This is a genomic window from Cellulomonas citrea, assembly GCF_009829685.1.
Taxonomy (GTDB): Bacteria; Actinomycetota; Actinomycetes; order Actinomycetales; family Cellulomonadaceae; genus Cellulomonas; species Cellulomonas citrea.
This window is the reverse complement of sequence record NZ_VWSD01000147.1, coordinates 1-7284: the sequence shown is the minus strand read 5'-3', so window position 1 is coordinate 7284 and position 7284 is coordinate 1. Positions and strand designations below refer to the sequence as shown.

Sequence of the window (7284 nt, the reverse complement as noted above, 5' to 3'; positions counted from 1 at the left end):
CGGCGGGCGACGGTCTGGTGCGCACGGCCAACGCGGCACGCGGCACGGCGCTGCAGCTCGACGTCACGTCGCCCGACGCGGGGGCGCGCATCCTGGAGCACGCGCTGGGCCGGCACGGGCGGCTCGACGCCGTCGTGCACAACGCCGGGATCACGCGGGACAAGCTGCTGGCCAACATGACGCCCGAACGCTGGGACCAGGTGCTCGCGGTCAACCTGGAGTCCCAGCTCGCGATCAACGAGACCCTGCTCACCTCGGGCGACTTCGCCGACGCCCCGCGCCTCGTGTCGATCGCGTCGACCTCGGGCATCGCCGGCAACCGCGGCCAGACCAACTACGCCACCTCCAAGGCGGGCGTGATGGGCCTGGTCCGGGCCACGGCGGCGCTGCTGGCCCCGTTCGGCGGCACGGCCAACGCGGTGGCGCCCGGGTTCATCGAGACCGAGATGACGGCACGCATGCCGGCGGTGACCCGGCAGGTCGCCCGACGGCTCAGCTCCCTGGCGCAGGGCGGCCTCCCGGTCGATGTGGCCGAGGCCGTCGCGCTGCTCGCCGGACCCACGGCCCCCGGGATCCAGGGGCGGACGCTGCGGGTCTGCGGCCAGAACCTGGTGGGGCGGTGAGCGGGGGCGGGGTGTCGGAGGCCGCCGACTCGCAGGACTCTCGCCGGGGTTCCGGCTACCCCGCCGCGCGGCGGCCCGTCGTCGAGCTGGGCGAGGTGCCGACGCTCGGCGGGCTCTACGCGAGGGCGCTCACGGGCGCGGGCCGGCGGGCATTGTCGGGCGCGGGGCGACGGGCGTTGGGTCGACCTCACTCGTCGGCGGCGCGCGCCCCCGCCACGCTGCCCGCCCGTCGCCTGCTGGTGCACGACGTACGCGCCGACGCCGCCCACCTCACCGCGTACCAGCACCTGCTCGGCGAGCCCGCGAACGACGTGCTGCCCGCCGGATTCGTCCACGTCCTGGCGTTCCCCCTGGCCATGGCCCTCCTCACGGCCGACGACTTCCCGCTGCCGGCGCTCGGCCTGGTGCACGTGGCCAACCACGTCGTCCAGCACCGCCCCGCCCTGCTCGGCGACCGCCTCACACTCTCGGCCCGCGCCGAGCACCTGCACGCCCACCGCGCCGGCACCGCCGTCGACCTCGTCACCGAGGCCGAGGCCGACGGCCAGGTCATCTGGACCGGCACCTCGACCTACCTGGCCAAGGGCCTCCGGCTGCTCGGCGAGGCGCGGTCACCGGAGCGGCCCGCGCCGTTCGTCGTCCCCGAGGCGCCGACGGCCCGGTGGCACCTGCCCGCCGACCGAGGCCGCGCCTACGCGGCGGTGAGCGGCGACCGCAACCCGATCCACCTGTCGCCCGTCACCGCGCGACTCTTCGGCTTCCCCCGCGCCCTCGCCCACGGCATGGACACCGCCGCGAGGCTGCTCGCTGCGGTAGGCCCCGGGCGTGGTGACGCGTTCACGTGGACGGTCGAGTTCGCCGCGCCGGTGCTGCTGCCGTCGGTGGTCGACGTCCGGGTCGCGCCGGATGACGGGGGTTTCAGCCTGGCGGCGTGGAGACCGCGCGACGGGAAGCCGCATGTGGTGGGGCGGGTGGAGGCGAGATGAGTGCGTTCTCACTCGCTAGACCCGGCCCAAATCGACGAATCTGACACGTAAACAATGCCACTCAGCCGCCGACACCAGACCTAGTACACTACATCGCCGAGATTCGGAGCGCGCCGTAATCTGCTACCATTATGCAATGACCATTAACGCTTCAAATCTGCAAGGAATAGTCGCCCTCGTAACTCTGGTAGTGACCATTCTCGGGCTCCTCATCACCCAAGCGTGGACGGCGGCAAAATACCAGCGAAGCCTCACCGACCGCAACCTAGACCACAGGATTTCGGCGTACGCCGATCTCCTCACTACCCAGGACTCAAGATTCAGCGAGTACGACCGGGCACGCAGAATTCTGGGACCCGCGATTGATCGGGCCGATCCCGACTCGCCCGAGGTTGACGAGTGCCGGAAGAGAATTGATCGCGCGCGAGGGGCCGCATGGGACGCGCAGGCCCGCTTGCAGATCTTGGCGCCGCAGGAGGTGCTTGAGGCGGCCACCTCCTACGCCGACGAAATTACTGCTGCAAATCCGCTGAGACTACTTCGAGGCGGGAAGGCCAGGAAGGAGTACATCGGGCTCGCAAATGATCGGAAGGGTCGGCTTAAGGACGCCTTTGTCGACGCCGCGCGGCGGGATCTTGAGAGTGACAAACGCCGGACGAAGCCGTGGCACCGACACCGACGCTGATCCCAGGAGTCGCTGGCCCACGAACGCAGACAAGAAGCGCGGGAGCATCGAGCTGGGCGCGCCAGGGATGTACTCCACCCACCCCGCTCCTTCATCACCCGAGCCCACAGCGAGGGCGAAGACGCTCACGGCGCCGAGTTCCGGGACGCACGAACTTCCTACCGCGCAGCTATAGATCCAGCGGGCGGAAGCGCGCCGCGACGCGACTTGATAGCATCTCCCTATCAGGAGGTGGACGATGGGCTCTCTCCGCACCCAGGTCGACGCGCTCGAACGCCAGCGCGCCGACGCGAGCCGACGACTGCGCTCGGCCATCGCCGCCGCCCTGCGCCAGGGCCGCACCCAGCGCGACCTCGCCGCTGAGCTGGACCGTTCCCAGCCCGAGATCCACCGCCTTGCGACCACCTCGGCGCCCAAGGACGCGGCCGGCCGGCCCCGCACCTGGATGACGGCCCGCAGCGCGGCCGACGCCGCCCGGCGTGAGCTGGCCGACGGCGACCCGATGATGGCGTTCCGCATGCTCACCCAGGCTCTCGACCACCTCAGCGCACTCGAGGACGCCGACGACGTGGCCGAGTGGGCCGTCACCCCGGCCCCGATACGTGACGAGCGGTTCGACACCCTGCTGCTGGCACTCACCCGCCGCGCCTTCGACGCCCGCGGGCTGCGTCACCCGGACTGGGCGACGCCGCACCGCCTCCCGACGCCATGGGTGCTGGCCGCGACACCCGCCCGCGCGGAGCGCGTCCGAGCCTCGACACCGCCGGACCTCGCAGCCCTCAACCTGTTCGTCTCAGCCAAGGACCTGGTGACGGCATGAGCCGCGAGATCCGCGCCCTCACCAGCGCGCAGATCCGCGACGCACTCGACCGGCTCGACACCGTCCTGGCTGCACGCGGCGTGAAGGCCAGCCTCTACGTGGTCGGCGGCGCCGCGATCGCCCTGGAGTACGACGGGCGCCGCTCGACCGTCGACGTCGACGCGGTCTTCCGACCGGCCCCCGAGGTGCTCGCTGCGGCCAGCACTGTCGCCACCGAGATGGGACTCCCGCCGGACTGGCTGAACTCCCGGGCGTCAGCCTTCATGCCCGACCACGACCCGCCACCACCGCCCGAGGCTCCCGGCCTGCACGTGGCGTTCGCCTCCACCACGGTGCTGCTCGCGATGAAGCTGCTGTCCAACCGCGAGCGCGACTTCGACGACCTCGTCGTGCTCACGCGAACCCTCGGGCTGACGGAGCCGCACGAGCTCGTCGCGATCGTCCACGAGGTGTACCCCGACGGCTGGGGCCCGCGGATGCCCGACGACGAGGAGCTGACGATCGATGCCGCCGAGGTCCTGCGCGAGGTCAGGTCCCGCCGCCGTAAAGATGGATAAGCCGATGTCCTATCCATCTTTACGCCCCATCGACACGCCCCGAGAGCTCCCCCGGCCCCGCCGGGTCGAGAACTGGTCAGTTGGGACCTGACACCACCGCGCCGAGGCGCCCAACTGACCACTTCCCGGGGGAGACGAAGCCGGGGACGAGCCCGGACCGGGTGAGCCGATCCAGCACGCGACCCACCTCGCGACCAGGACCAGGACCAGGACCCGCACCACCGGGACCAAGGTCCCCCACGCGACCCTGCCGGAAGCCGATACACATCCTGTGCAGTCGCTGAGGACTGCTCTTGAGGGCTGTGCCGACGCAACGAGGCGTCGTGCAGGACCCGGGCCTCCCGACCGGGACACCCGGGACGTCGGACAGAAGCGCGAGACCCCGTCGTGACCCCTTCCCCCGCACCAGACGCGTCCCGCCGGCCCAGGCGCAGGCTCATCATGGCAGGCGCACTCACCGCCGCCGTGGCCCTCGCCGTGGTGCCCGTCGTCATCGCCGTCAACCGGTCGGCCGAACGCACCGCCGCCGACACCGCGACCCCGGACCCGGTCGACGCCCTGCTGCCCAACGGGCACCGGCTCACCCCCGCGGGGACCTCCGTGACCCTGGGGAACCTGCCGATGGGTGGTGCGGTCACCGCCGACGGCAGGTACCTGTGGACCGTGTCGGCGGGGTTCGACTCCAACGACATCCGCATCGTCGACACCACGACGAACGCCGTCTGCCAGATCGTCGAGCTGCCCGGCGCCTCCGGCGGGATCACGCTCGACTCGGTCCACCGGCTCGCGTACGTCTCGGGGCTGCCCAACTCCCGCTGGCAGCCCACCAAGAACGACCTGCCCGGCGCGCAGGGCGACGACGTGCTGGTCTACAGCTGGGGCGACACCTGCGGGCAGGCGAGCCTGGACCGGGTCATCAAGGTGCCGCCGCAGCCCGGCGCACCGGCCGTCCAGGTGTTCCCGCCGCCCCGTGCGGGTGAGCCCGCCACGGTCGCCGCCTGGCCGCAGAAGCTCGCGGTCTCCCCCGACGGCAGCCGGCTGCTCGTCGCCCTCAACCTGGCGAACAGCGCCGCCGTCATCGACCTCACGGGCGGCGACCAGGTCTCCTACGTCGACACCGGCAGCTACCCGTTCGGTGCCGCGATCACCCCCGACGGCACGCTCGGGCTGGTGAGCAACGAGGCCGCCGGCACCGTGTCGGTCATCGACCTGGCGACCGCGACCAAGCTCACCGACGTCACCGTCGGCGCCCCGCTGTCGCACCCGCAGGGCATCGTCGTCGACGCCGAGGGTGAGCGCGCCTTCGTCGCGCTGTCCGCGAGCGACCAGGTAGTGGTCCTCGACCTGGCCGACCGTGAGGTCGAGCGCACCCTGTCCGTCGGACGGCCCGAGGGGCTGGGCACCATGCCGGTGGCCGTCACGCTCAACCAGACCGGCGACCGGCTGTACGTCGCGGAGTCCGGCGCCGACGAGATCGCCGTCTTCACCGTGCCCGACGAGGACACCGCGGCCGAGGCAGGCGCGAGCGCCCCTGCGACCGCCTCCGACGACGAGTCCACCGCTGCGACCTCGGACGACGAGACCGCGACCACCACGGCCGACGCGGACGGCGACGGCGACGACGCGGCCACCGCCACCACCGAGACCGTCGCCGCCGGCGGCACCGGCTGGACGATGGTCGGCCGCATCCCGACCTCGCAGCAGCCGCAGGCCGTGCTCACCACGTCCGCCGCCGACGGCCAGCCGGCCCGGCTGCTCTACGTGACCGCCGAGGGCGTCGGGATCGGCCCGAACCCGAAGGGCACGAACCCCGCGAACGCCGCCGACCCGATCTTCTGGGCGTTCAACCCCAAGCCCCCCAGCACCGACGTCTTCGACGGCTACGCCTACCCGCCGCGGATGGTCACCGGGCAGGCCGGGATCCTCCCGCTGCCCACGGACGCGCAGGTGGCCGCCTCCACCGCCGCGGCGTCCGCCCAGCAGCTGCCCACCAACACCCAGGCCGCGCCGAAGGACACCGTGCTGCGGGCCGACGGGCCGATCAAGCACGTGTTCTTCGTGGTGCGCGAGAACCGCAGCTACGACCAGTTGCTCGGCGACGACACCCGGGGCAACGGCGACCCGAAGCTCACCGTGTTCGGCCAGGGCACGACGCCCAACATGCACGCCCTGGTCCAGCAGTTCCCGCTGCTGGACAACGTGTACGCCAACTCCGAGGCGTCGATCCAGGGCCACTACTGGACGGCGGCGTCGATCGTGCCGGACTACGTCACCCGCAACTGGGTGCAGCAGTACGGCGGCCGCGGCCGGCCCAACGACTTCGGCTCGTTCGTCGTGGACAACCCGCCCAACGGCTTCCTGTTCAACCAGGCCGAGCGCCAGGGCATCTCGTACTTCAACTACGGCGAGGCGTTCATCGGCGGCTTCACCTCGGTGCCCGACCGCGACCGGTCGCCGCAGGCCCTGGCCGAGCTCACCAAGGTCGAGGCCAACTCCGACCTCGGGCCGACCACCAACGGCTGCTACCCGGGCGACATGTCGATCGGCACCGCGATGGACGGCGGCGAGATCTTCGACTCGTCCATGCCTGCCGGAGCCCCCCAGGGCGCGTACTCGCACTACGACTGCTTCGCCCAGCGGTTCGCCCAGCAGCTGGCCACCGACTCTGTCCCGGCGCTCAGCTACCTGTCGATGCCGAGCGACCACACCCGCGGCACCCAGCCCGGGTTCCCCACCCCGACGGCGATGCAGGCCGACGCCGACCTGGGCCTGGGACAGCTCGTCCAGCTCATCTCGAGCTCGGACATCTGGTCGTCGTCCGCGATCTTCGTCGTGGAGGACGACTCGCAGGACGGTGCCGACCACGTGAACGCGCACCGCATCCCGGCCCTGGTCGTCAGCCCCTACACGAAGCAGGGGGCCGTGCTGCACACCCGGTACGACCTGGTGTCCGTGGTGCGGTCCATCGAGCTCATCATCGGGATGGACCCGCTGAGCCTCAACGACGCGACCGCCACCCCCATGTACGACGTGTTCACCTCGACCCCGGAGAACCTGGCGCCCTACACGGCGCGCCCGGCGACGGTCGACCTGCTCACCATGAACGACGCCGCGTCACCGGACTCGGAGTGGTCCGCCTCGCTCGCGCTCGACCAGGTGGACCGGGTGCCGCAGCGGGTGCTCGACGCGATCCTGTGGCACTCGGTCTACGGCTCCGACTCGAACCCGCCGCCGCCCGGCCCGGACGCCGAGGGTGAGGAGGCCGGCGAGGCCGACTGAGCCCGCTGGGTGTCGGTCCCGCAGGTGGGGGGCCTGCGGGACCGACGATCAGCGCCGGTCGCCCTCGGCGGTCTCCTCCAGCCACAGGGCCCGGCGAGGGCAGGCGCGGACGGCGCGCCGGGCCTCCTTGACCTGGGAGCGGTCGAGGTCACCGGCCACGATCGGGTAGCCCCAGCGGTCCAGCTCGATCAGCCGGTCCGCGACCTGCGCGCACAGGCCGATGCCCTCGCACGCCACCGGGTCCACCCGCAGCCGCTGCGTGACCTCCGGCGCCCGGCTCATCCGGGCACCCCCGGCAGCGCCGGGCCGGCACCGTGGGCGCAGGGCCGGCCGG

General features: G+C 72.0%; 7 protein-coding genes. 6 read left to right on the top strand and 1 reads right to left on the bottom strand.

From position 1 onward, the window contains the following. From F2B26_RS13360 to F2B26_RS13335, 6 genes are all read left to right on the top strand, one after another. Positions 1 to 623, top strand: a 623-nt coding sequence (locus F2B26_RS13360) for an SDR family oxidoreductase (RefSeq protein ID WP_159810169.1), incomplete at its 5' end; no start/stop codon positions are given. Continuing rightward, positions 620 to 1609, top strand: coding sequence for a MaoC/PaaZ C-terminal domain-containing protein (locus F2B26_RS13355; RefSeq protein WP_235929669.1), 990 nt, complete (start codon positions 620 to 622; stop codon positions 1607 to 1609). The genes F2B26_RS13360 and F2B26_RS13355, both read left to right, overlap by 4 nt. A 136-nt stretch (positions 1610 to 1745) precedes the next feature. After that, positions 1746 to 2294, top strand: coding sequence for a plasmid transfer protein KilB (kilB, locus tag F2B26_RS13350; protein ID WP_159810167.1), 549 nt, complete (start codon positions 1746 to 1748; stop codon positions 2292 to 2294). Between the two features lie 238 nt (positions 2295 to 2532). Next, a complete protein-coding gene (locus tag F2B26_RS13345) occupies positions 2533 to 3114 on the top strand; it encodes a hypothetical protein (RefSeq protein WP_159810165.1) in 582 nt (193 codons plus the stop codon). After that, entirely contained in the window at positions 3111 to 3671 is a 561-nt protein-coding gene (locus F2B26_RS13340; protein ID WP_159810163.1) for a DUF6036 family nucleotidyltransferase, read from the top strand. The genes F2B26_RS13345 and F2B26_RS13340 overlap by 4 nt, the downstream gene beginning before the upstream one ends. A 441-nt stretch (positions 3672 to 4112) precedes the next feature. Further along, positions 4113 to 6950 (top strand): bifunctional YncE family protein/alkaline phosphatase family protein, encoded by a 2838-nt coding sequence (locus tag F2B26_RS13335; protein ID WP_159810161.1) that lies wholly within the window; start codon positions 4113 to 4115, stop codon positions 6948 to 6950. A gap of 48 nt (positions 6951 to 6998) precedes the next feature. Here F2B26_RS13335 and F2B26_RS13330 read toward each other — a convergent pair whose 3' ends face one another. Next, positions 6999 to 7232, bottom strand: coding sequence for a ferredoxin (locus tag F2B26_RS13330; RefSeq protein WP_159810159.1), 234 nt, complete (start codon positions 7230 to 7232; stop codon positions 6999 to 7001). Positions 7233 to 7284: the final 52 nt, after the last annotated feature.

Coding starts and splice junctions, on each gene's coding strand:
- F2B26_RS13330 (WP_159810159.1), bottom strand. CDS start 7,232: ATGAGCCGGGCGCCGGAGGTCACGCAGCGGCTGCGGGTGGACCCGGTG.
- F2B26_RS13345 (WP_159810165.1), top strand. CDS start 2,533: ATGGGCTCTCTCCGCACCCAGGTCGACGCGCTCGAACGCCAGCGCGCC.
- kilB (WP_159810167.1), top strand. CDS start 1,746: ATGACCATTAACGCTTCAAATCTGCAAGGAATAGTCGCCCTCGTAACT.
- F2B26_RS13335 (WP_159810161.1), top strand. CDS start 4,113: ATGGCAGGCGCACTCACCGCCGCCGTGGCCCTCGCCGTGGTGCCCGTC.
- F2B26_RS13340 (WP_159810163.1), top strand. CDS start 3,111: ATGAGCCGCGAGATCCGCGCCCTCACCAGCGCGCAGATCCGCGACGCA.